Below are 22,851 nucleotides of genomic sequence, written 5' to 3' on the forward strand. Positions count from 1 at the left end.
ATGAAGAATAAATCAATTATAGTGAAAGGTGCGAGAGCACATAATTTAAAAAATATTGATATTGAAATTCCGCGTGATAAGCTTGTTGTGATGACAGGCTTATCAGGTTCAGGTAAATCGAGTTTAGCATTTGATACGATATATGCTGAAGGACAACGTCGTTACGTAGAGTCTTTAAGTGCGTATGCCAGAATGTTTTTAGGGCAAATGGATAAGCCAGATGTTGATGTGATTGAAGGGTTATCACCAGCGATTTCAATCGATCAAAAGACAACGAGTAAAAACCCACGCAGTACCGTTGCTACAGTAACTGAGATTTATGATTATTTACGTTTGTTATATGCGAGAATTGGTATTCCGTATTGTCCTGAGCACGGTGTACCGATTGAATCTCAAACGATTCAGCAAATGGTAGACAAAGTGATGGAAATGGAAGAACGCACGAAGATTCAAATTTTCGCGCCGATTGTTCGTGGCCGCAAAGGAACACATAAGAAACTCATCGAAGATATTGCTAAGAAAGGTTATGCTCGTATTCAAGTTGATGGTGAAGTTTATGATGTATCGGATGATATTGATTTAAATAAAAATCAAAACCATGATATTGATGTTGTAGTCGATAGATTAGTAGTTAAACCTGGCATTGAAGCGCGTCTTGCAGATTCATTAGAGAATGCGTTGCGCTTAGCAGAAGGTAATGTTGTTGTCGATGTCATCGGCGGAGATCAAGTGAAGTTTTCGGAGAATCATGCGTGTCACATTTGTGGCTTCTCAATTGAAAAGTTAGAACCGAGAATGTTCTCATTTAACTCGCCATTCGGTGCCTGCCCGGATTGTGATGGTTTAGGTACGAAGTTATCTGTTGATATTGACTTAGTCATTCCGGACCGTACATTGTCTTTAGAAAAAGGCGCTATCGTACCATGGGAACCAATCAGTTCAAATTATTATCCAACGTTATTAAAGCAGGCATGTAAACATTTTAAAATCAGTATGAAAAAGCCTTTTGAGAAATTATCAGAAGAAGAACAGCACATTATTTTATATGGTCATACAGATGATATTGAATTCACCTTTAAACAAGATAACGGTGTGACGCGTAAACGTGTTATGCAATTCGAAGGGGTAGCTACGAATATTGAACGTCGTTATAAAGAGAGCCCTTCTGAATATACGCGTGAACAAATGCGCAAATATATGGTGGATGAAGCATGTCATACTTGCCATGGTTACCGTTTATCGAAAGAAGCGATGAGCGTCAAGATTAAAGAATTACACATCGGTGAAGTTGTAGAATACTCTATCGGTGAAGCTTTAAAATACTATAATGAAATTGAGTTGACAGAAAAAGAACAACAAATTTCTAAATTAATCTTAAAAGAAATTACGGAACGTTTAAGTTTCTTAAATAATGTAGGATTAGAATATTTAACTTTAAACCGAGCAGCCGGTACTTTATCAGGTGGAGAAGCACAACGTATACGATTAGCGACACAAATTGGTTCTCGTTTAACAGGTGTGATGTATGTACTTGATGAACCTTCAATCGGTCTGCATCAACGTGACAATGATAAATTGATTGATACTTTGAAATCAATGCGAGATATGGGAAATACATTGATTGTTGTTGAACATGATGAAGATACGATGCTTGCAGCAGACCATTTAATTGATATTGGGCCAGGTGCTGGTGTTCACGGTGGTGAAATCGTGGCACAAGGGACACCGAATCAAGTGATGAAGAATAAGAAGTCATTAACTGGTCAATATTTAAGCGGTAAAAAGCAAATTGAAATGCCAGAGACACGCCGTAAACCTGATGGGCGCTTTTTAACGATTGAAAATGCAACAAGTCATAATTTAAAAGGCGTATCGGTTAACATTCCACTTGGTATGATGACGCTTGTAACAGGCGTTTCAGGGTCAGGTAAGAGTAGTCTTGTAAATGATGTATTATATAAAGCGTTAGCTCAAAAACTCTACAAAACAAAAGCAAAACCGGGGCCGCATGACCGTGTAACAGGAATAGAACATATTGATAAGATCATTGATATAGACCAGTCACCGATTGGTAGAACACCACGTTCAAACCCGGCAACATATACAGGATTATTTGATGATATTCGTGATGTCTTTAGCCAGACGAATGAAGCGAAACTACGTGGTTATCAGAAGGGTAGATTTAGTTTCAACGTTAAAGGTGGACGCTGTGAAGCATGTCGTGGCGACGGCATTATCAAGATTGAAATGCATTTCCTACCTGACGTATACGTGCCATGTGAAGTATGTGAAGGTAAACGTTATAACCGTGAAACATTAGATGTGACATATAAAGATAAGAACATTGCAGATGTATTAGATATGACCGTTGAAGATGCTTATCATTTCTTTGAAAATATTCCGAAGATAAAGCGTAAACTAAAAACGATTGTAGATGTTGGTCTGGGATATGTAAAACTAGGACAACCTGCAACGACGCTTTCTGGTGGAGAAGCACAGCGTGTGAAACTTGCGAGTGAATTGCATCGCAGAAGTAATGGGAAGACGTTATATATTTTAGATGAACCGACAACAGGTTTACATGTTGATGATATCGCAAGACTGCTGAAAGTATTAAATAAGTTAGTAGAGAATGGCGATACGGTACTTATCATCGAACATAATCTTGATGTCATAAAAACAGCGGATCATATTATTGATTTAGGGCCTGAAGGTGGAGATAATGGCGGTAAAATTATCGCGATTGGTACACCGGAACAGATTATGGAAGAACAAGCATCATACACAGGACAGTATTTAAAACGACATATTGAAAGAAGTTGATTTTAAAGGGATACCGACAACAAATTGTCAGTATCCCTTTGTCGTTATAAATTGTATTATTAAAGAAAGTTATTTAATATAAAAGTATTGGATAGTGGAGGTTTAAGATGATTACAAGTATAGAATTAATCGAAAAGTTTGACCTGGAAATCATTGCAGGTAACGTCGCAATAGAAATTCCAATTATCAATACAAATATATCCCGACCAGGTTTGGAAATGGCGGGTTTCTTTTCTCATTATTCTTCAGACAGAATTCAAGTGCTAGGTACGACTGAAATGTCTTTCTTTGAAACATTAAAGAAAGAAGACCGAGCAGAACGTATGCAAAAGTTATGCCGTAAAGAAACACCATGTATTATATTAACACGTGATATTGAAGCGCCGGAAGAGTTAATTGATGCATGTAATCGAAAGGGTACGCCTTTGCTGAGCAGTAGTGATGTGACAACAAGTTTAATTAATAAAATCTCATCATATTTAGAGCGCGAGTTAGCACCTGAAACGAGCTTACATGGGGTGTTAGTAGATGTTTATGGTGTCGGTGTATTAATTACAGGAGATTCAGGCGTCGGTAAAAGTGAAACCGCGTTAGAGCTAGTGAAACGCGGGCACCGATTAGTAGCAGACGATAATGTTGAAATTAAAGAAATCTCACGTAATGTCCTCATGGGTAAAGCTCCGAAACTAATAGAACATTTACTTGAAATACGCGGTTTAGGCATTATTAATGTGATGACGTTATTCGGTGCAGGTAGTGTGTTACCGGAGAAACGATTAATGCTGAATGTCAATTTAGAATTCTGGGCGAAAGATAAAGTATATGATCGCGTCGGTTTAATTGAAGAAACATTAACCATCCTTGATTCTAAAATTACGAAAAAGACAGTTCCAGTAAGACCTGGACGAAACTTAGCAGTTATTATTGAAGTCGCTGCAATGAATTATCGTTTAAATAAAATGGGCACAAATACTGCGAAAGATTTCAATGATAGACTCAATGCTCAAATAAAAAACCAATCATTAAAGGAGATATAACATGCTGTTAACATTAAATCCAATAGCACTTGAATTAGGACCCATTCAAGTGAGATGGTACGGCGTTATTATTGCTTGTGGTATATTGCTGGGTTACTTATTAGCACAACGCGAAACAGAAAAGAAGCATTTTCCTGAAAATGCGTTAATCGACATTGTCATCGGTTCAGTAATCGTCGGCATACTCTGTGCGAGAATATATTACGTAACGTTTGAATGGTCATATTACAAAGATCATCTCGCTGAAATACCGATGATTATGAATGGTGGTATTGCGATTCACGGCGGATTAATTGGTGCACTCGGCATGGGCTATTACTTAACACGTAAGAAAAATATATCGTTCTTTCAAATGGGTGATATAGCAGCACCGAGTATTATATTAGGACAAGCGATTGGACGTTGGGGTAACTTTATGAATCAGGAAGCTCATGGTGGCGTCGTTTCAAGAAGCTTTTTAGAACAATTACATATACCGAAGTTTATTATTAATAATATGGAAATTGATGGTGTATATTATCACCCTACTTTTTTATATGAATCAATATGGAATTTAATTGGCTTTATTGTGCTGCTGTCAGTGCGTAAACATTTACGCATCGGTCAAACATTATTAACATATGCCATTTGGTATTCTATCGGTCGCTTCTTTATAGAAGGAATGAGAACGGATAGTTTAATGTTGACGGAACATTTACGTATGGCTCAAATGATTTCAATCATTATTATCATTAGCGCACTTGCGGTGTGGATGTATCGTCATTTAAAATATCAACTGCCGAAATATAAAGATGTGAATTATCCGATGAGGAGCTCTCGCGATGCGTAGAACGACCAGAACTAAATCGGGGCATGTGAATCCATTATGGCAACTATATCGCACTGTATCATTTATTAAAGTTACTAAAAACTTTATCGTTATTGAACTTGGTAGAATATGCCCGTCAGTTCAATTGAAAAGAAATATGTATCGCATGCTATTAGGGATGACCATTGGTGACAAAACTTCGATTGCATATAAAGCAATGCCGGATTTAATGTTCCCTGAACGCATCACAATCGGTGAGAATTCAGTAATCGGATACAATGCGACTTTATTAACCCATGAATATTTAGTAGATGAATATCGCGTCGGTAACATTCATATCGGTGATAATGTATTAATAGGAGCAAATGCATTAGTGCTGCCAGGTGTAACCATCGGAGATAATTCAGTCATCGGCGCAATGACGGTAGTCTCTAAAGATGTACCGGCGCATGCATTTGCATACGGTAATCCTATGATTATCAAAAATAAGATATAATATGTATAAATAGATAGAATACGTGATTAGAGGGGTGAGATGGATGGATAATATTATTAAGTTTCCAGGCAACGATGATGATTTTTACAAAATCGGCTTGAAGAAACAAAATCAACAGTCATACGAAGAAGCCATCTCTTATTATCAGAAATCCCTGCAGAAAGAAAATAAGTGGCAAGTTGTACAAAGTTTAGCAGAGTGTTATCAATTGATTGGTCGTTATGATGATGCAGAACAAACATTAATACAATATTTAACGACGCATTTTGATAGTAGTGATGTTTTTTATGAATTGAGCAGATTATTTATTCGAAAGCGAGACCCGAATAAGGCGTTTTTATTCGGGATGTATTATAGTTTGAATACGGATGACGAACATTATCTGGAAGAAATGCGTACATTATTTGATGTCTTTTATGATGATCAGTCGAAAATGGAAGAAGAAAGCGAAAGCTTCGTGGTTCACTATATCTTTCAACATTTTTTCCAGACAGTGAATTATGAATTAGCATTAGACTGGATTAACTATCAACCCGTTGATATTCAATCCCGTGCTGAAATTAGAAATTTAAAAGCGATGACGTTATTATTTATTGGTGAATATAAGGAAAGTAGTGCGATACTTGAGCAACTGCTGGCAGAAGATGCAACAGATATACATGCGTTATGTCATTACACGCTGTTGTTATACAATACAAATCAAACGGAGCAATATGAGCAGTATTTAAAGCGATTAGAAAAGATTGTACCGCTCAATGATGATGAAAAGTTTAAATTAGGTATTGTATTAAGTTTCTTAAATAAATTTGAAGAGTCGCATGAATTGCTGTTCCCGTTATATAAAAAGGGAAAATTCTTAAATCAGCAAATGTATCATGCACTCAGCTTTAATAGCTTCGCACTTGGACAATTTAAACAGTCCGATCAGTTCTGGGAAAGTTTAACGGAATTAGTGCCACAACCAGGTTTAAGTCCGAGACGTATTTATGAAGGACATCAATATTTAACAGAAGTGATTATCCCATTAATTGATGCAGCAGATCGTAATCATCGATTGATTGGCATCTTCCTAATTTCTCAAATGGAAGATAAGACGATGTTAATCAACCGAAAAGTATGGGAACGTTTAGAGCAGTTACCTGACTTTGAAAAGCTGTACCTATCCTATATATTTCATGATTTAAATTTGATTAAACTTGATTTTATTCATAAAGGATTGGAACGTTTGAATCGAATTGTTTATGATATTGAATTATTTGATTACTGGATAGAGAAAGCTGAAAGTATCATTGAGGCGAAGATGGATTTAAAGCATGTTAATGCGTATGTTGCAGTATGTTACTTCTTATATATGCGCTTAACAAATGATAAAATTACGAAGCGTGAAGTGATTGAGAAATTTAATACGACACGTTATCACTTTATTAAAGTTTATAATGGATTCAAGCAAAATAATATTTAATTTATCCTTTATATTGTATATTGAACTTACGAAATGAATTAGTGGAGGTAAAAATATGACTGAAGTAAAAGAATATGATGTAGTAATTGTAGGCGCTGGTCCTGCGGGTATGACAGCAGCAGTTTATGCATCAAGAGCAAATTTATCAACAATTATGGTTGAACGTGGTATGCCTGGCGGACAAATGGCAAATACAGCGGACGTAGAGAACTTTCCTGGATTTGATGTTATTACAGGGCCTGATCTTTCTACAAAAATGTTTAATCATGCACAAAAATTTGGCGCGGAATATACGTATGGTGATATTAAATCTGTAACTTTAGATGGCGATATGAAAATTGTCGATTTGGGTGACAAACAATTAAAGGCGAAAGCATTAATTATCGCAACAGGAGCAGAATACAAAAAAATTGGTGTGCCGGGAGAACAAGAGCTGGGTGGCCGTGGCGTATCATATTGTGCGGTCTGTGACGGCGCTTTCTTTAAGCAAAAGAACCTAGTCGTTATCGGTGGAGGCGACTCTGCAGTTGAAGAAGGTGTTTACTTAACGAAATTTGCGGATAAAGTCACAATCGTTCATCGACGTGATAAATTAAGAGCACAGAAGATTTTACAAGACCGTGCATTTAAAAATGAAAAAGTAGATTTTATCTGGAATTCAACTTTAAAATCAATCAATGGTGAAAATAAAGTAAGTTCTGTAACTCTAGTTGATAATGAAGGCAAAGAATCAACAGTTGAAACGGATGGCGTATTCGTGTATATCGGAATGCAGCCTTTAACAAAACCATTTTTAGATTTAGGTATTACAGATGAAGCGGGATATATCGTAACGAATGATGAAATGGAAACGAGCGTGCCGGGCATTTATGCAGCAGGGGATGTGCGTGCTAAAAAATTACGTCAAATCGTTACTGCAACAGGCGATGGTAGTATTGCCGCACAAAATGCACAACATTATATTGAAGCTTTAAATGATTAATGATAAGTAATAAATAGATACGCGTATGCGTGTCTATTTTTATGAATGCTTGTATGATAGAGATAATAGCGCTTGAGGAGGATAACGATGAACAGTGAGGAAAACTTTAAGAAGTTAGTAATTGTTACGGGTATGAGCGGGGCAGGTAAGTCTGTTGCGATCCAGTGCCTTGAAGATTTAGGTTATTTTTGTGTTGATAATTTACCGCCGATACTATTACCTAAATTTGTAGAGTTAATGCAGGATAATAACCAGTCATTATCGCGTGTTGCTATCGGTGTTGATTTACGAGGTAAAGATTTCTTTGATAATTTGCGTGAAGAACTCCAGAATATCACGAATTTAACAGATATTCTTGTTCAAATCTTATTTATTGAAGCGCAGGATAATGTATTAGTTTCCCGTTATAAAGCAACACGTAGAACACATCCGATCGCTGCGGGTGGTACGCCGTTACAAGCGATTAATGAAGAACGCAGATTACTAGCTGACTTGCGTGGTGTGGCAACTCATATTGTAGATACGACAGATTATAAACCGAAAGAATTACGTTCTAAAGTCATCGAATTATTCGGCTCAGGCAAAGATAATATATTCTCTATTAATGTTATGAGTTTCGGCTTTAAACATGGTATTCCTATTGATGCTGATATCGTTTTTGACGTGCGTTTTTTACCGAACCCTTATTATATCGAATCACTTCGTCCTTTAACAGGGATGGATGCACGTGTTTACGATTATGTGATGAAATGGAAAGAAACAGAACTATTCTATACAAAATTGATGGATTTATTAAAGTTTGTTATTCCTGGCTATATGCGTGAAGGAAAATCACAAGTGGTTATCGCAATAGGATGTACCGGAGGACAGCACCGTTCTGTGGCACTTGCAGAACGTATCAGCACAGAATTGAAAGACTTCTTTGATTTCGATTTAAATACTCGCCATAGAGACGCACTAATCGAAGGCATTATTGATGAGAAGGCTTAAAATTTGTCTGATTGGCGGAGGTACAGGATTGTCTGTCATGGCGAGAGGTTTAAAGCACTATCCTGTAGAAATAACGACAATCGTAACGGTTGCTGATGATGGTGGAAGTACGGGTAAAATTCGTGATGTCATGGATATTCCGGCACCGGGTGATATTCGTAACGTACTGGCTGCATTAAGCGATGTTGAACCGATGCTTGAGAAATTGTTTCAATATCGATTTAATGATGAGACGTTAGGTGGCCATCCCGTCGGTAATTTAATGCTTGCTGCAATGACTGACATCACAACTGATTTCGGACATGCGGTAAAAGAATTAAGTAAAATTCTGAATGTGAAAGGGACAGTGATTCCTTCAACAAATACAAGTCCAATACTCAATGCGATAATGGAAGACGGGGAAATTGTAGTTGGAGAATCTTTGATTCCATTAAAAGATAAGAAAATAGATAAAGTATTTTTAACTCCTGCCAATATTAAACCGATGAAAGAAGCCATTGATGCTTTACTGGAATCAGATTTAATTGTTATGGGACCTGGCAGTTTATATACGAGTATTATTCCTAATTTAGTGCTGGATGAGCTGGCACAGGCCATTGTAAAGAGTGACGCTACGAAATTGTATGTTGCCAATATTATGACGCAACGTGGTGAGACGATTAATTATACAGTGGCTGATCATATTGAAGCGATTCATAAACATGTCGGTACATCGTTTATTCAGTTTGTAATTGCAAATGATACCGCATTTAATGATAAAATTCATGAAAATTATGCGCGCAATAACTCGACATTTGTGACGTGTGACGTTGAACGTATTCGTGATATGGGGATTAATCTCATTACAAATAACGAATTAGTGGATATCAATCTAGATGGTATCGTCCGCCATAATAATGAAGTGCTCGCGGATATGATTTATGAATTAGCATTAAGTGAAATAAGTACGATTGAGTTTAATCAGAAAGAAGGCGAGTAATGTGTCGTTTGCCTCGGAAATGAAGAACGAACTAACGCGGATTGAAACAGATATGTGTTGCAGTAAAGCGGAATTATCAGCATTGATACGGATGAATGGTAATTTAAGTATTCAAAACATGCAATGGGTGATCAACGTTCAATCAGAGAATGCTGCAATAGCAAGACGTGTATATAGTTTAACGAAGAAAATATTTGGTGTAGATATCGAACTATTAGTACGAAAAAAAATGAAATTAAAAAAGAACAATGTTTATATTTGTCGTATTAAAATGAAAACGAAAGAAATATTAGATGAATTAAAAATATTAACAAACGGCGAATTTAAACAAATCGTTGATCCGGAATTAGTGCATGATGAATGTTGTAAACGTAGTTATTTAAGAGGAGCATTTTTAGCGGGGGGTTCGGTGAACAACCCGGAAACGTCGTCTTATCATTTAGAAATATTTTCTTTATATGAAAGTCATTCGTTAGGGTTAACGGCTTTAATGAATGAATATGAATTAAATGCAAAAACGCTTGAACGAAAGAAAGGCTATATTTCGTATTTAAAAGAAGCAGAAAAAATTTCGGAGTTTTTAAGTATTATTGGTGGTTATCAAGCATTATTGAAATTTGAAGATGTTCGTATTGTGCGTGATATGCGTAATTCAGTGAATCGTTTAGTCAATTGTGAGACGGCGAATTTGAATAAAACAATCAGTGCTGCGATGCGACAAGTTGACAATATTAAATTGATTGATCAGGAGATAGGGATTGAAGAATTGCCTGAACGATTGAGAGAAATTGCGCGATTAAGAGTGTTGCATCAAGATATTTCATTGAAAGAACTTGGAGAAATGGTGTCGACAGGTGTGATTTCTAAATCTGGCGTTAACCACCGTTTAAGAAAACTCGATGAAATCGCAGATAAACTGCGTGCGGGTGAGCAAGTTGAACTAAAAAGATAATCACAACTATATTTTATTGAGCTCGATTTCATCACATCAAAAAAACCATCCTAAATCATTAGCGGTTTAGGATGGTTTTTTTTGCTTTAAATTGTTCGAAAGATTGGAACGGTTCTTCTTTTATTTCAAAACTGCCTTCAGTTTGTCCGTTGACTTGATGAATGGCTGTATACATTAATAATTCTTTTTTACTATCATAAAGTTTTTCACCAAAATTGATTGCATATTTTTCATAAGCTTTATATTTCGGATCACTTTTATCTAAAGTGTTTAAATATTTATAATCATCTTGATGCATTTCAAATTTCGGATAGAAATGCGCTGTTTCATCTGATTTAACAATTTCCACATGCTTTGGATTTGCTGTGATGTAACGACCATCTTGTAATAAATACATCTTTAAATCTTGATACGTGACTTCAGCGATTGCAATAAACTGATGATCCTTACCTGCAGGTATTGTTGGTATACCGTGACCGGTATCTTCAGAATAAATGATTGTATCATTATCTTTGGACTGAATAATTGAGCTCATTGTTTTTAATTTCAATCCTTTAACTGGGTAAACTTTTGTTATGCCAGGTTTTAATTGCGTTACAGCACCATATATATTTGTTGCTTCTTTTTCAGTTAATGGTGTCGTTTGATTAGATGTACTGTTTTCATTTGCGTTTTTTTTACTTGTTTTTTCAGATATCTCTGCTGTTTGTGTATTATTTTCTTTTTGAGTTGCACTTTGGGCATTGCATGCAGATAACGCTATTGACGCAATTAGTATTGTCGTAATAATGTTTTTATTCATGAATTAACTCCTTTTCGTATAGATAACAAATAAATCCAGACACTCATGCAGTGCCTGGATTTATTTGTTAATCGTTTCTTTATTTAAAGAACTTAAAGATGCGTTTCGCGTTATCCGTATTGTCCATACTTCCACGCCATTGTTCACTTCCTGGACCATAGCCATAAATATATACATCTTCACCAGTATGGCCTCCAGTTGTCCATCCAGTGAAACTTCTCTTATTGACTGGCTTTTCAATTGCGTCTTCAATCTTTACAGCATCTTTTGCGGCAACGGCATCTTTAATATTTTTGATTTCATCTTCAGTTAATTCGAATCCGATATTTTCTTTAATAATCGCATCTACATCTGCGCCATCTTTCATTAATTGCGCACGTAAATATTCAGGCGTATGTTTCATTTTTTTAATTGGATCTACAAAGAAGTTGTATTCTCCGCCTTGTCCCATTGATAAACCACCAGTAGAGTGGTCGGCAGTAGCAATAACTAAAGTGTTACAATCTGTCTTCGCAAAATTAATCGCTTCCTGGAAGGCTAAATCAAAGTCTTGCATTTCACTCATTGCACCAGTGATATCATTCGCATGACCTGCCCAGTCAATTTGAGAACCTTCAACCATTAAGAAGAATCCATGCTTATTTGTAGATAACTTTTTAATCGCTGTGTTTGTCATTTGTTGTAATGATGGCATATTGTCATCTCTATCAATCATTTTTGGCATACCACCTGGTGAGAACAATCCTAACAATTGTTTCGCTTTTGTATCAGCAGTTGCTTTTAATAATTCGTTTTTGTTTGTTACATATTTATAGCCGTCTTTTTCAAAAGCTTTAATTAGGTTTCTGTCTTTACGTTCAAAGTAATCTTTACCACCGCCAAGAATAACATCAACTTTATGTTGTTTATTAATCATTTCATCGTAGTAATCATCAGCGATCGCTGCCATATTTTTACGTGATTCATCATGCGCACCGTATGCTGCTGGTGTTGCATGCGTAACTTCACTCGTTGCAACTAAACCTGTTGATTTATATTTAGATTTTGCTTGCTCTAATACTGTTTTTACTTCATGTTTATTAACGTCAACAGCAATCGCACTGTTATAAGTTTTTACACCCGCACTCATTGCAGTCGCAGCAGAAGCTGAATCTGTAATATTTTGGTGTTCATCATCAGCGATTGTTGTTTGTGCACCTAATAAATAATCATCAAATGAAATACGGTCAAGTTGTTTCGTCGCTTTGTTATCTCGCATATAACGATGTGCAGCAATATAAGATGGCCCCATGCCATCACCAATCATAAAGATAACATTTTTAGGTGTTTTCTTATTTGATTTACAAACTTTTGTTGCAGCTTGTACAGTGTTTCCAGTATGTGTTACTGGAAATGTTGTTGCTAATAAACCTGCCGTTAAAGTTGTTGCTAAAACTTTGTTAATTGCTTTCATAATATGCCTCCGAAAAATAATTTTTGAAATTAAATTCATAATCAATTTATCAGAAGATTGTAAATAAAAGAGGGCAGTAGTGTAAATCTTTTGTAAATTAATTTTCTTAAATAGGAATAATTACTATTTGTGAGTGTTTATTTTGTCTATTATTATCATGGATATAAAATGGAAAAATATTCTGTTATAAAGGTGCTCCAAAGCAAACTAATAAAATTAAATATCAGAAAAAATAAATACAGTCATAATTAATGAAAAAACCATCCAGACATTTTCATCAGTTGATGATGTCTGGATGGTTATTAATGATATACATTAATTACAACTATTCTTGTAAACAATTATTTTTTATCTTCAATCGGATGCATTACTTCATCGATTAATCCGTAAGCTTTAGCTTCATCGGCAGATAAGAAATTATCACGATCAGTATCTTTTTCGATTTTTTCAATCGGTTGACCTGTACGTTCTGATAAAATGCGGTTTAACTTTTCACGTGTTTTTAAAATATGACGTGCCGCGATTTCGATTTCTGTCGCTTGACCTTGTGCGCCACCTAATGGCTGATGAATCATCACTTCAGCATTCGGTAATGCAAAGCGCTTTCCTTTCGCACCAGCTGCTAATAAGAATGATCCCATAGATGCTGCCATACCGATACAAATTGTTTGTACATCCGGTTTAATATGTTGCATCGTATCATAAATTGCCATTCCAGCTGTAACACTACCACCTGGCGAGTTGATATATAAATAAATATCTTTCTCAGCATCTTGTGCTTGTAAAAATAGTAATTGAGAAACGATAGAGTTTGCTACGTTATCATCAATTGCAGAGCCTAACATAATAATTCTATCTTTGAGTAAACGTGAATAAATATCATAAGCGCGTTCACCACGATTTGTTGATTCGATAACTGTTGGTATTAAATTCATATTGTATTGCCTCCTTATTTACTGTTAAAAATAATATACACTATAACGTCAAATATAGTCAAAGATTTGAACTGCTGCATATTCTTTTCTTGTCATACGTTATTCCTATTATAATAGTAGTAAGTAAGTATTGATAGTAGCTTAACTTAATTTATCTTAATTGTTTTACATAGGAGGATCACATGAAAGATTTAATTTTATACACACAGCCACGTTGTGGATTATGTAACGATGCTAAAATTCAAATTGAATTTGCACAAGCGCAATGTTCATTTGAGGTGAAAGAGATCAATATTCTGTCGGATGACCAATTGAATGAATTATATTGTATGCGCGTACCTGTATTAGTTGATGCAGAAAGGGCATTCGTAATACAGGAAGGTCAAATTGATTTCGTCACGATTATTGAATATATGGAACAAATTTCGTCAAAATAATGAATTTAAGAAAAAATTATTAATGTAAACGTTTTTAATTTTTCTTAATACTTGCAAAACATTTTAATGCTTGTTATGATTGCTTTGTAACGTAAGTTGGTTTTTGACCCATCTGGGACAAAATGAGTCCAACTAGTTATCAATTAAAGGAGGAGTCGTATGAATCATTTATTACAAGTTCAGCAACTTCTGATTCCCGATTTAATTGAAAAGATGTATCGACGATATTTAATATTAGATACGATTCATCTCCATCAACCGATAGGACGTAGAGCATTAAGTGACATATTGTTAATCACTGAACGTGTGCTACGGACTGAAATTGATTTGTTGAAAGCACAAGGGTTAGTCAATATTTCATCTAAAGGCATGACAATTACAGAGTCAGGTATTGATTTGGTTTCTGAATTGCGTGCTTTAATGGAAGGTTACGCGGCTCTTGAAAGTTTATCGCAACAAATTAAGACGCATTATGGTTTAAATGAAGTGATTATCGTGAATGGTAATGTTGATACAGATGACATCGTTAAGAATCGATTAGGTGAAGCGGCCAGTAATGTGCTTCAAAGAATTGTTCATGATGGCGATATCGTATCGGTAACAGGTGGTTCTACAATGCTAAGCGTTGCGAATCAATTGAAACCATTAAATAAACGAATCACTTTTACACCAGCTCGCGGAGGATTAGGTGAAGAATTATCTTTTCAAGCGAATGCAATCGTCCAGCAAATGGCAGAGCATGGTAAGTGTCAGTTTGAAGTGTTATATGTTCCGGATCAAGTGAGTGAAGAGGCATATAAGACATTGGTTAATGAACCATCTGTCAAACGCGTATTACATCATATTAAACATGCGGATGTAATCATACACGGTATTGGTGATGCATTAAAGATGGCGAAACGCAGACAATCTTCTAAAGATGATTTTAAGACGCTGGATGCGCAACAGGCAGTTGCAGAGGCTTTTGGTTATTACTTCAATGCTAAAGGTGACGTCGTACATAAAGTGCGAACGGTTGGTATTCAGCTCGAAGATTTAAATGAATCGATGAAGATTATAGCGGTAGCAGGTGGCAGCACGAAACAACATGCGATTGAAGCATATTTAAATGTCGCGCCGAAACATACGATATTAATTATTGATTCAGCAGTTGCACATTGGTTAGTGAATCAAATCAATCAACAAGCACTTTCAACTGTATCGTCATAAGAAGATACGATAAAGATGATGCTATATAGATAAAATAACATATATTATTAAATTTATTCGGATAATCTTTCGGATGTGAGTAATATTTTTGTTTTATTATGAAATAGGGTTATAATAATAGTGTTGTTGTATTGTGTAATATTAATTGATAAAAGATACAAAAAGAGTTAAATGTTCTAACGATAATAATTAAAGCAATAATCATTTGAGATTCACTTAGGGTTCACCCTAATAAAATATATAAGATATATAAAGGAGGCCATTAACATGGCAGTAAAAGTAGCAATTAACGGATTTGGTAGAATTGGACGTTTAGCATTCAGAAGATTACAAGAAGTAGAAGGTATTGATGTAGTTGCGGTAAACGATTTAACTGACGATAAAATGTTAGCACATTTATTAAAATATGATACTACACAAGGTCGTTTTAAAGAAGAGGTTGAAGTAATTGAAGGTGGTTTCCGAGTAAATGGTCGTGAAATCAAATCATTCGAAAATCCTAACCCGGCTGAATTACCTTGGAAAGAATTAGAAATCGATGTAGTTTTAGAATGTACTGGTTTCTTTACAGACAAAGAAAAAGCACAAGCACATATTGAAGCGGGCGCTAAAAAAGTATTAATTTCAGCACCGGCAAAAGGTGATTTAAAAACTGTTGTATACAACGTTAACCATGACGTATTAGATGGTAGTGAAGAAATCGTTTCTGGTGCTTCATGTACTACAAACTGTTTAGCTCCAATGGCTAAAGTATTAAATGACGAATTTGGTATCATTGAAGGATTAATGATGACAGTTCACGCATTCACAGGTGACCAAAACACGTTAGATGCTCCACATGCGAAAGGTGACTTCCGTCGTGCACGTGCTGCAGCAAACAACATCGTACCTAACTCAACAGGTGCTGCTAAAGCTATCGGTTTAGTTATTCCTGAATTAAAAGGAAAATTAGATGGATCTGCTCAACGTGTTCCAGTTCCAACAGGATCTGTTACTGAGTTAACAACAATCTTAGAAAAAGAAGTAACTGTAGAAGAAGTTAATGCTGCTATGAAAGCTGCTTCAAATGAATCATTTGGTTATACTGAAGATGAAATCGTATCATCTGATATCATCGGAATCACTTACGGTTCATTATTCGATGCAACACAAACTCGTGTTATGACTGTTGGTGAACACCAAATGGTTAAAACTGTTGCATGGTATGACAACGAAATGAGTTATACTGCTCAATTAGTACGTACTTTAGAATTCTTAGCTGAACAAGCTCAAGCTAAATAAGAATATTAACACGCGTAAGCGGGAGAAGATTACGCTTCTCTCGCTTATTTTAATATAAGGGGTTCATTGATATAATTAACATCGTACGACTAATATTTTATAGGAGGCCACAAAGATGGTTAAAAAAATTGTTTCAGATTTAGACTTAAAAGATAAAAAGGTTTTAGTACGTGCGGATTTCAACGTACCAATGAAAGATGGTGCGATTACGAATGACAATCGTATTGTAGAAGCATTACCTACTATTAAATATATTATAGAGCAAGGTGGAAAAGTCATATTATTCTCTCATTTAGGTAAAGTAAAAACGGAAGAGGATAAAGCGAAGTTATCATTACAACCAGTCGCTGTACGATTAACTGAATTACTTGGTAAAGAAGTTAAATTCGTACCGGAAACGCGTGGCGAAGCATTAGAATCGGCAATCGATACATTAAATGCTGGAGATGTATTATTATTTGAAAATACACGTTTTGAAGATTTAGAAGGTAAAAAAGAAAGTAAAAATGATCCTGAATTAGGTAAGTACTGGGCATCTTTAGGTGATGTATTCGTTAACGACGCTTTCGGTACTGCGCATCGTGAACATGCATCAAACGTTGGTGTAGCAACACATTTAGAAACTGCAGCTGGCTTCTTAATGGAAAAAGAAATTAAGTTCATCGGGGGCGTTGTAGAAAACCCAGAACGTCCATTTGTAGCGATTTTAGGTGGAGCAAAAGTTTCAGATAAAATCGGTGTTATTGAAAATTTATTAAAAGTAGCTGATAAAGTATTAATCGGTGGTGGAATGGCTTATACATTCTTAAAAGCGCAAGGTAAAGAAATCGGTCAATCATTATTAGAAGCAGATAAAATCGAATTAGCAAATGATTTATTAGCACGTGGTGAAGGTAAAATTGTATTACCAGTCGATGCAGTCGTTACAAAAGAATTCTCAAATGATGGAGAAATTTCAACTGTAACAGTTGATGCCATTCCACAAGACTTACAATCATTAGACATTGGACCTGAGACTGTTGCTTTATTTAAGAAAGAATTAGAAGGTGCTAAAACAGTTGTATGGAATGGACCGATGGGTGTATTCGAAATGAGCAACTTTGCTAAAGGTACAATCGGTGTTTGTGAAGCTATCGCGCATTTAGAAGGTGCAACTACTATTATCGGTGGTGGTGATTCAGCTGCTGCAGCTCAAGATTTAGGATTTGCGGATAAATTTACACACATTTCAACAGGTGGCGGCGCGTCATTAGAATATTTAGAAGGTAAAGAATTACCAGGTATTAAATCAATTTCTGAAAAATAAAAAGGTGGATGTTATTATGAGAAAACCAATTATTGCAGGTAACTGGAAAATGAACAAAACTGTAAAAGAAGCAAAAGATTTTGTTACAAAATTACCAGAATTACCAAGTACTGAAAGTGTTGATGCAGTAATCTGTGCACCAGCAATCCAATTAGATGCTTTAGTAAGTGCAAATGTTGAAGGTTTAAATATTGGTGCTCAAAACTGTTATTTCGAGGATAATGGTGCATTTACGGGTGAAACTTCACCAGCAGCATTAAAAGATTTAGGTGTGAAATATGTTGTATTAGGTCACTCTGAGCGTCGTGAATACTTCGGTGAAACAGATGAAGATGTAAATAAGAAAGCATTAGCAGTATTTAAACATGGAATGACACCAATCATTTGTTGTGGTGAAACAGACGAAGAACGTGAATCAAGGCAATTTGAAGCACGTGTTGGATCACAAGTAAGCAATGCTTTAAAAGGATTTACAGAAGAACAAGTGAAATCAGCAGTCATTGCATATGAGCCAATCTGGGCAATCGGTACGGGTAAATCGGCGACAAGTGAAGATGCTGAAAGCTCTTGTAAGTTTGTTCGTTCAGTTGTAGAAAAAGATTTCAACAAAGAAGTAGCGCAAGCTGTTCGTATTCAATATGGTGGTTCAGTGAAACCTGAGAATATTAAAGAATACATGGCTAATGAAAATATTGATGGCGCACTTGTGGGTGGCGCATCGTTAGAAGTTGAATCATTCGTTAAATTGTTAGAAGGTGCTAAATAATGAAAAGCCCGACAGCTTTAATCATTTTAGACGGCTTTGCCTGCCGTAAAGAAACGTTTGGTAATGCAGTGGCGCAAGCCAATAAACCGAACTTTGATCGTTACTACAACAAATATCCACATGAACAATTAAAAGCTTGTGGCCTTGATGTTGGTCTACCAGAAGGTCAAATGGGTAACTCTGAAGTAGGTCACTTAAATATTGGTGCAGGTCGTATTGTATATCAATCATTAACACGCATTAATAAATCAATTCAAGATGGTGACTTCTTTACGAATAAAGTGTTACTTGATGCAATGGCACATGTTAAATCACATCATTCTGTGTTACATTTAATGGGTTTACTTTCTGATGGTGGAGTACACAGCCATTATGAGCATTTGTTTGCTTTATTAAAGCTCGCGAAAGAACAAGGCGTAGAGAAAGTTTACGTGCATGCCTTTTTAGATGGACGTGATGTAGGACAGCAAACAGCATTACAATTCGTTGAAGAAACTGAACGTCAATTTAAAGCGATTGGTATCGGCCAATTTGCTTCTGTATCGGGTCGTTATTACGCAATGGACAGAGACAAACGCTGGGATCGTGAACAATTAGCATATGATGCGATGACTTACGGAAAAGGTGTCGAATACAAGACGGCTAAAGAAGGAATTGAAGCAAGTTATGCTGAAGGTATCAATGATGAATTCGTAGTACCATTCGTTGTCAAAGACAATGAAGCAGGTTCTGAGAATACAGGTGTTAACGATGGTGACGCGATGATTTTCTTCAATTTCCGTCCGGACCGTGCAGCACAATTATCAGAAGTATATACGAATGAAGAATTTGATGGCTTTAAAATGGACAGACGTTTAATCGGTATTAAATTCGTTACATTTACGAAATATAATGATCAAGTTAAAGCTGACGTTGTATTTGAAAAAGAGGATTTAGTGAATACGATTGGTGAAGTAGCAAGTAAAAATGGTTTAAAACAATTACGTATTGCTGAAACAGAGAAGTATCCACATGTAACGTATTTCATGAGTGGTGGCCGAAATGAAGAATTCGATGGAGAACGTCGTGTATTAATTGATTCTCCAAAAGTTGCAACCTATGACTTAAAGCCTGAAATGAGTGCCTATGAAGTGCGTGATGCATTACTTGCTGAACTTGATAAAGGGGATTTAGACTTAGTATTATTAAACTTTGCTAACCCGGATATGGTAGGTCATTCAGGTATGCTGGAACCAACAATTAAAGCAATTGAAGCGGTAGATGAGTGTCTAGGTGCCGTTGTTGATAAGATTCTTGCAATGGGTGGAACAGCAATCATTACTGCCGACCATGGTAACTCCGATGAAGTATTAACAATCGATGGCAAGCCGATGACGGCACACACAACTAATCCAGTACCAGTGATTGTTACAAAAGAAGACGTTACATTACGAAGTGGTGGTCGCTTAGCTGATTTAGCACCGACATTAGTCGACTTATTAGGTGTTGAACAACCTGTAGAAATGACAGGAGAATCATTAATTCAGAAATAATTCATTTTTGAATGAATAGTATTACTAAAATTAATTTAATTAATTGCATATTGATGATAAATCATGAATAATGAAATAGAAAATAAAACAAACAACAAAGGAGTTTTACACATGCCAATTATTACAGATGTTTATGCACGCGAAGTACTAGATTCAAGAGGTAACCCAACAATTGAGGTTGAAGTATTTACTGAAAGTGGTGCGTTAGGTCGTGCTTTAGTACCTTCAGGTGCTTCTACTGGTGAACATGAAGCTGTTGAATTACGTGACGGCGATGCTTCTCGTTACATGGGTAAAGGTGTTTTAAAAGCTGTTGAGAACGTTAACGAAATTATCGCACCTGAAATTATTGAAGGCGACTTCTCAGTATTAGATCAAGTTTCTATCGATAAAATGATGATTGCTTTAGACGGTACTGACAACAAAGGTAAATTAGGCGCTAACGCTATTTTAGGTGTTTCTATTGCTGTAGCACGTGCTGCTGCTGAATATTTAGGTATGCCTTTATATAAATATTTAGGTGGATTTAACGGGACTCAATTACCAGTTCCAATGATGAACATCGTTAACGGTGGTTCTCACTCAGATGCTCCAATCGCATTCCAGGAGTTCATGGTATTACCAGTTGGTGCTCCTAACTTCAAAGAAGCATTACGTTGGGGTGCTGAAATCTTCCATAACTTAGCGAAGATCTTAAAATCACGTGGCTTAGTTACTGCAGTAGGTGATGAAGGTGGTTTCGCACCAACATTTGAAGGTACTGAAGATGCTGTTGAAACAATTTTAGAAGCAATTAAAGCAGCTGGTTTAGAGCCAGGTAAAGATGTATTCTTAGGATTCGACTGTGCTTCATCTGAATTCTACGAAAACGGTGTTTACGACTATTCTAAATTTGAAGGTGAAGGCGGCGCGAAACGTACTTCAGCTGAACAAGTAGATTACTTAGAAGAATTAGTAAACAAATACCCAATCATTACGATTGAAGATGGTATGGATGAAAACGACTGGGACGGATGGAAAGCATTAACTGAACGTTTAGGCGATAAAGTTCAATTAGTTGGTGATGACTTATTCGTTACAAATACTAAGATTTTAGAACGCGGTATTAAAGAAGGCGTTGGTAACTCAATCTTAATTAAAGTGAACCAAATCGGTACTTTAACTGAAACATTTGAAGCAATTGAAATGGCCCAAAAAGCAGGCTATACTGCAGTAGTTTCTCACCGTTCTGGTGAAACTGAAGATACTACAATTGCTGATATCGCAGTTGCAACAAATGCAGGTCAAATTAAAACGGGATCATTATCTCGTACGGACCGTATTGCAAAATACAACCAATTATTACGTATTGAAGATGAATTATTTGAAACTGCTAAATATGAAGGATTAAATTCATTCTATAATTTAAACAAATAATATTAACAGAATAGTCTATACACTGAAAAGGGACGTGACGACGTCCCTTTTCTTTATGTTTCTTTTTACATGTGAATATGTTAATATTATAAGAGTTATTAGAAATTGAGGAGGACCATCAATGAATACATTATTAACTGTATTACTTATTATTGATTGTCTTGTATTGATCACTGTTGTGTTATTACAAGAAGGTAAGAGTAATGGCTTATCAGGAGCAATTAGTGGTGGAGCTGAACAATTATTCGGAAAACAAAAACAACGTGGTGTTGATTTAATCTTAAATAGAATTACAATTGTTGCGTCTGTTTTACTTTTCTTAATTACAATTGCAATTGGTTATTTTGGTATTTAATAAAGGGTCCGGACACATTGTTCGGACTTTTTTATTTTAAATTTCGGCTTAAAACACATACAATATGAATATAAGGAGTTTTGACGATGAGAATACAATTACCGAAACCGTTTTTCTTTGAAGAAGGACAACGCGCCGTATTATTATTACATGGGTTTACAGGCAATTCGTCTGATGTCCGCCAACTCGGACGTTTCTTACAAAAGCAAGGCTATACAACATATGCACCCCATTATGAAGGGCATGGTGTTCCTCCTGAAGAACTGCTCGCTTCTAGTCCACATGTATGGTGGAGTCAAGTTATTGAAGCATATGATTTTTTAAAATCTAAAGGATATGACGAAATCGCAGTTGCAGGTGTTTCACTCGGTGGTGTATTTAGTTTAAAACTGAGTCAGTATCGTGACGTATTAGGTGTCGGAACTTTTTGTTCACCGATGCATATTAAGACAACAGGTGCGATGTTTGAAGGTGTATTAGCGTATGCACGAGAATTTAAGAAGCGTGAAGGGAAATCGCCTGAACAAATTGAACAGGAAATGCAGGCATTTCATCCAACTTCAATGCTCGAAGAATTACAATCGACATTAGCAGAAATCAGACCGACATTAGGTAATGTGTATGCACCATTATTTGTTGCACAAGGTCGATTAGATACGATGATTGATATTGATTCAGCGAATATTATTTATAATGAATCAGAAAGTGATGACAAGGAGATTCACTGGTATGAGAAGAGTGGCCATGTTGTAACGATTGATATTGAGAAAGAACAGTTGTTTGAAGACTATTTAGCATTTTTAGAGACATTAGAGTGGTCAAATTAAAAG

The 22,851-nt window shown here is 35.9% G+C and carries 21 protein-coding genes; 18 read left to right on the plus strand and 3 right to left on the minus strand.

The annotated features are described in order from the left end of the window. The 9 genes from uvrA to whiA all read left to right on the plus strand — a co-directional run bounded on the left by uvrA (position 1) and on the right by whiA (position 10,529). Positions 1-2,823 carry an excinuclease ABC subunit UvrA gene (gene uvrA, locus OCL94_RS00980; RefSeq protein WP_262993646.1) on the plus strand — a complete coding sequence of 941 codons (2,823 nt, stop codon included), beginning with the start codon at positions 1-3 and terminating at the stop codon, positions 2,821-2,823. Positions 2,824-2,930: 107 nt separating this feature from the next. Continuing rightward, positions 2,931-3,860 carry an HPr(Ser) kinase/phosphatase gene (gene hprK / locus OCL94_RS00985; protein WP_262993648.1) on the plus strand — a complete coding sequence of 310 codons (930 nt, stop codon included), beginning with the start codon at positions 2,931-2,933 and terminating at the stop codon, positions 3,858-3,860. A gap of 1 nt (position 3,861) precedes the next feature. Next, on the plus strand, positions 3,862-4,689 hold the full coding sequence (lgt, locus tag OCL94_RS00990; RefSeq protein ID WP_262993650.1) for a prolipoprotein diacylglyceryl transferase: 828 nt from the start codon (positions 3,862-3,864) through the stop codon (positions 4,687-4,689). Next, positions 4,682-5,164: an acyltransferase gene (locus OCL94_RS00995; RefSeq protein ID WP_262993652.1), complete on the plus strand. Its 483-nt coding sequence runs from the start codon at positions 4,682-4,684 to the stop codon at positions 5,162-5,164. Before lgt ends, OCL94_RS00995 begins: the two co-directional genes overlap by 8 nt. A gap of 43 nt (positions 5,165-5,207) precedes the next feature. Beyond that, positions 5,208-6,626 carry a tetratricopeptide repeat protein gene (locus OCL94_RS01000; protein ID WP_262993654.1) on the plus strand — a complete coding sequence of 473 codons (1,419 nt, stop codon included), beginning with the start codon at positions 5,208-5,210 and terminating at the stop codon, positions 6,624-6,626. Between the two features lie 55 nt (positions 6,627-6,681). Then, positions 6,682-7,608 (plus strand): thioredoxin-disulfide reductase, encoded by a 927-nt coding sequence (trxB, locus tag OCL94_RS01005; RefSeq protein ID WP_262993656.1) that lies wholly within the window; start codon positions 6,682-6,684, stop codon positions 7,606-7,608. Between the two features lie 87 nt (positions 7,609-7,695). After that, positions 7,696-8,598, plus strand: a complete 903-nt coding sequence (gene rapZ, locus OCL94_RS01010; RefSeq protein ID WP_262993658.1) for an RNase adapter RapZ — start codon at positions 7,696-7,698, stop codon at positions 8,596-8,598. Continuing rightward, positions 8,585-9,577, plus strand: a complete 993-nt coding sequence (locus OCL94_RS01015) for a gluconeogenesis factor YvcK family protein (protein ID WP_262993660.1) — start codon at positions 8,585-8,587, stop codon at positions 9,575-9,577. The genes rapZ and OCL94_RS01015 overlap by 14 nt, the downstream gene beginning before the upstream one ends. Position 9,578: 1 nt before the next feature. Then, on the plus strand, positions 9,579-10,529 hold the full coding sequence (gene whiA / locus OCL94_RS01020) for a DNA-binding protein WhiA (RefSeq protein WP_262993662.1): 951 nt from the start codon (positions 9,579-9,581) through the stop codon (positions 10,527-10,529). Positions 10,530-10,587: 58 nt separating this feature from the next. On the opposite strand, the gene OCL94_RS01025 is transcribed toward whiA, so the two are convergent. The 3 genes from OCL94_RS01025 to clpP form a co-directional block, all read right to left on the minus strand. Continuing rightward, positions 10,588-11,331 carry a hypothetical protein gene (locus OCL94_RS01025; RefSeq protein WP_262993664.1) on the minus strand — a complete coding sequence of 248 codons (744 nt, stop codon included), beginning with the start codon at positions 11,329-11,331 and terminating at the stop codon, positions 10,588-10,590. Positions 11,332-11,410: 79 nt separating this feature from the next. After that, a complete protein-coding gene (locus OCL94_RS01030; protein WP_411268460.1) occupies positions 11,411-12,787 on the minus strand; it encodes an alkaline phosphatase in 1,377 nt (458 codons plus the stop codon). Between the two features lie 338 nt (positions 12,788-13,125). Next, positions 13,126-13,719 (minus strand): ATP-dependent Clp endopeptidase proteolytic subunit ClpP, encoded by a 594-nt coding sequence (gene clpP / locus OCL94_RS01035; protein WP_262993666.1) that lies wholly within the window; start codon positions 13,717-13,719, stop codon positions 13,126-13,128. A gap of 182 nt (positions 13,720-13,901) precedes the next feature. Here clpP and OCL94_RS01040 point away from each other — a divergent pair, with 182 nt between their 5' ends. The 9 genes from OCL94_RS01040 to OCL94_RS01080 all read left to right on the plus strand — a co-directional run bounded on the left by OCL94_RS01040 (position 13,902) and on the right by OCL94_RS01080 (position 22,848). After that, positions 13,902-14,156, plus strand: a complete 255-nt coding sequence (locus OCL94_RS01040) for a glutaredoxin family protein (protein WP_262993668.1) — start codon at positions 13,902-13,904, stop codon at positions 14,154-14,156. Between the two features lie 159 nt (positions 14,157-14,315). Beyond that, the gene (locus OCL94_RS01045; protein ID WP_262993670.1) at positions 14,316-15,365 is read left to right on the plus strand and encodes a sugar-binding transcriptional regulator; all 1,050 of its coding nucleotides are present in this window, start codon (positions 14,316-14,318) and stop codon (positions 15,363-15,365) included. Between the two features lie 267 nt (positions 15,366-15,632). Next, the gene (gene gap, locus OCL94_RS01050; RefSeq protein WP_262993672.1) at positions 15,633-16,646 is read left to right on the plus strand and encodes a type I glyceraldehyde-3-phosphate dehydrogenase; all 1,014 of its coding nucleotides are present in this window, start codon (positions 15,633-15,635) and stop codon (positions 16,644-16,646) included. Positions 16,647-16,761: 115 nt separating this feature from the next. Further along, positions 16,762-17,952 (plus strand): phosphoglycerate kinase, encoded by a 1,191-nt coding sequence (locus OCL94_RS01055; RefSeq protein ID WP_262993674.1) that lies wholly within the window; start codon positions 16,762-16,764, stop codon positions 17,950-17,952. A gap of 16 nt (positions 17,953-17,968) precedes the next feature. Continuing rightward, on the plus strand, positions 17,969-18,718 hold the full coding sequence (gene tpiA, locus OCL94_RS01060) for a triose-phosphate isomerase (protein WP_262993676.1): 750 nt from the start codon (positions 17,969-17,971) through the stop codon (positions 18,716-18,718). Beyond that, positions 18,715-20,250 (plus strand): 2,3-bisphosphoglycerate-independent phosphoglycerate mutase, encoded by a 1,536-nt coding sequence (gpmI, locus tag OCL94_RS01065; RefSeq protein ID WP_262993888.1) that lies wholly within the window; start codon positions 18,715-18,717, stop codon positions 20,248-20,250. Before tpiA ends, gpmI begins: the two co-directional genes overlap by 4 nt. A gap of 111 nt (positions 20,251-20,361) precedes the next feature. Then, positions 20,362-21,666: a surface-displayed alpha-enolase gene (gene eno / locus OCL94_RS01070; RefSeq protein ID WP_262993678.1), complete on the plus strand. Its 1,305-nt coding sequence runs from the start codon at positions 20,362-20,364 to the stop codon at positions 21,664-21,666. Positions 21,667-21,787: 121 nt separating this feature from the next. Then, complete coding sequence (gene secG, locus OCL94_RS01075; protein ID WP_096077071.1) at positions 21,788-22,021, plus strand: preprotein translocase subunit SecG; 234 nt, start codon at positions 21,788-21,790, stop codon at positions 22,019-22,021. A gap of 86 nt (positions 22,022-22,107) precedes the next feature. Next, positions 22,108-22,848, plus strand: a complete 741-nt coding sequence (locus OCL94_RS01080; protein ID WP_262993680.1) for an alpha/beta hydrolase — start codon at positions 22,108-22,110, stop codon at positions 22,846-22,848. The last annotated feature ends 3 nt before the right edge of the window (positions 22,849-22,851 follow it).

Origin of the sequence: Macrococcus capreoli (genome assembly GCF_025628935.1) — a bacterium.
Classification (GTDB): domain Bacteria; phylum Bacillota; class Bacilli; order Staphylococcales; family Staphylococcaceae; genus Macrococcoides; species Macrococcoides capreoli.